The sequence below is a fragment of the Mesorhizobium sp. M8A.F.Ca.ET.021.01.1.1 genome (assembly GCF_003998025.1).
In the GTDB taxonomy this organism is placed as follows: domain Bacteria; phylum Pseudomonadota; class Alphaproteobacteria; order Rhizobiales; family Rhizobiaceae; genus Mesorhizobium.
Genome location: NZ_RZSJ01000742.1, coordinates 1 through 2,550 on the forward strand (window position 1 = coordinate 1; position 2,550 = coordinate 2,550).

Genomic DNA, 2,550 nt, shown 5'->3' on the forward strand with positions numbered 1-2,550 from the left:
ATCGATGCCGGCCGCCACCACATAGGGTTCGACGCGGTAATGCTCGGTCGAGGCCTCGTCGAAGGCGTGGTTGACCGGGTTCAGCATCGAGAAGCAGCGATAGGCTTCATCGGTCTGCCCCATCTCCGCCAGCGCAATGACGAACCAGGTGGCCGCATGGGTGTACTGGCCGCCATTCTCGCGCACGCCAGGCGGGTAGCTCTTGATGTAGCCGGGATCCTTGTCCGTCTTCGAGAAGGGTGGCGTGAACAGCTTTACGATCTTGAGATGATCGTCGACGAGCAGCTTCGTCGCCTGCTGCATCGCCGTGGTCGACCGCGCCGGGTCGCCCTCGCCCGAAAGCACGCTCCAGGATTGGGCGATGGAGTCGATCTTGCACTCCTGCGATGTGCGTGATCCCAAAGGCGTGCCGTCGTCAAAGCTGCCGCGCCGGTACCATTCGCCGTCCCATGCCGTGCTTTCGAGTGCCCGCTTCAGCGCTTCGGCGTGCTTTGCCCAGGCCTGCGCGCGCTTGGTGTCGCCCTCGGTCTTGGCGACCGCGGCGAAGTCGCCCAGCGTCTTCAGCAGGAACCAGCCCAGCCACACGCTCTCGCCCTTGCCATGCTCGCCGACACGGTTCATGCCGTCGTTCCAGTCGCCGCCGAGGATCAACGGCAGGCCGGCTGGACTGCTGCGCTTGATGGCAAGGTCGAGCGCACGCGCGCAGTGATCGTAGAGCGACACCGTCTTCTTCGAGATTTCCGGAGTGAAGAAGGCGTCGTGCTCGCCTTCACCCAGCGCCTGTCCGTCGAGGAAGGGCAGTTGCTCCTTCAGGATTGTGGCGTCGCCGGTCACCATGAGATAGCGGGCCGTGGCGTGGGCGAGCCACACCACGTCGTCGGAGATCAGGGTGCGTACGCCGGCGCCGGTGCGCGGCAGCCACCAATGTTGCACGTCGCCTTCCGGGAACTGCCGCCGCGCGGCATTGAGGATCTGGTCGCGCGCCAGCGTCGGATCATGCGCCAGTAGGGCGAGTGTGTCCTGCAACTGGTCGCGGAAGCCGAAGGCGCCGCTTGCCTGATAGAAGGCCGAGCGGGCGCGGATGCGGCAGGCAAGGCTCTGATAGGGCAGCCAGTGATTGACCATGGCATCGAGTGCCTTGTCCGGCGTCTCGACCTGGATGGTGTCGAGGAAGGCGCGCCATTCGCGCTCATTGTCGGCCAGGCGCTGGTCGAAATCCTTGCCCCGGTGCTTCTGCACCAGCGCGCTCGCCTGCGCCGGAGACTCGGCGTCGCCGAGCAGCCAGATCAGCGTGACGTCGCCACCAGCGGGGATTTCGATGTCGCGGGCGATCGCCGCGCAAGGATCATCTCCGGCTTCGACGCGACCCGACAGGGCCGAACCGCTCAGCACTGCCTGCGGCAACTCGCTGGACCCGTGCCGGCCGAGGAACTCGGCCCGGTCAGTCGTCACCGAGTGGACACCGGTGTCGGCGGCGAGGAAGGCCACGCGCTCGCTGAAATCGAGCCCGTAGGGATTTTGCGCGAGCAGCGCGCCGGTGGCACCGTCACGGGATGGCACTATGGTTGCCGCGGTGCGCGACCGATGCCCGCCAAGAACCCATTCGGCATAGGCATAGACGCGCAGCCGGGCAGGTACCGGGCCGGAATTCTGGATGCGCAGCCGCGTGATCTTCACCGGATCGATGGGATCGACGACGTGCGTCAAGTCCATCGACAACGGTCCGCGCTTCGAGCGGAAGGTCGAGAAGCCCTGGCCGTGCCAGGCTTCGTAGGTCATCGAGGGATCGCGCACCACCGCGGCGATCGGCGAGAACGCCCTGCCGCTGGCCTGGTCGTAGATATAGATGCCCTCGCCCGGTCGGTTGGAGACCGGGTCGTTCGACCACGGCGTCAACTGGTAGTCACGGCTGTTGCGGCTCCAGGTGAAGGCCGCGCCCTCGGCCGAGGTATGGAAGCCGAACGAGGCGTTGGAGACGACATTGATCCAGGGCTGCGGCGTGGTGCGTCGGCCAGCCAGGCGCACCACATAGTGCCGCCCGTCGCCGTCGAAGCCGCCGAAACCGTTCCACTGGCTGAGGCCGGAGCCATCGGCGCTGACATCGGCCACCGCCTGCGAGGCGAATGCATGCATCTGTACGGGCGCAGGAATCTCGCGCGGGCCTGGAAATCCTGCCGGCTGCAGGCCATCGCGCGCCTGCAGTGCGGCCGCCTCGGCTCGTTCGATCTGGTCGAAGATGGTGCCGTTGCGCGTATGCAGCACAACCCGGGCGACGGCGAGCAGCGTCTTGTAGGTGGTCTCCTCCATCAGGTCGCGGCGCACCGCGAAAATGTGCTGGCGGGGTCCGAGTTCCTTGCCGCGCAAGCGGCTGTTTTCGCACAGCGTCTCGACCGCGCGCTGCAGATCCTGGACATAGGACGAGGCCTGCTCGTTGACGACGACGAAGTCGATCATCATGCCACGGGTGCGCATATATTCCTGGAAGCGCAACGCCTGGGCAACGATCTCCAGATCGGCGACGTCGCCGATCCTGACCAGGAAGATCGGGTA

1 pseudogene is annotated in these 2,550 nt (G+C 66.0%); it reads right to left on the minus strand.

Going from position 1 to position 2,550, the window contains the following annotated elements:
• Positions 1–2,550 (minus strand): annotated as a pseudogene (locus EOA36_RS33160) (protein ndvB); the annotation flags it as partial.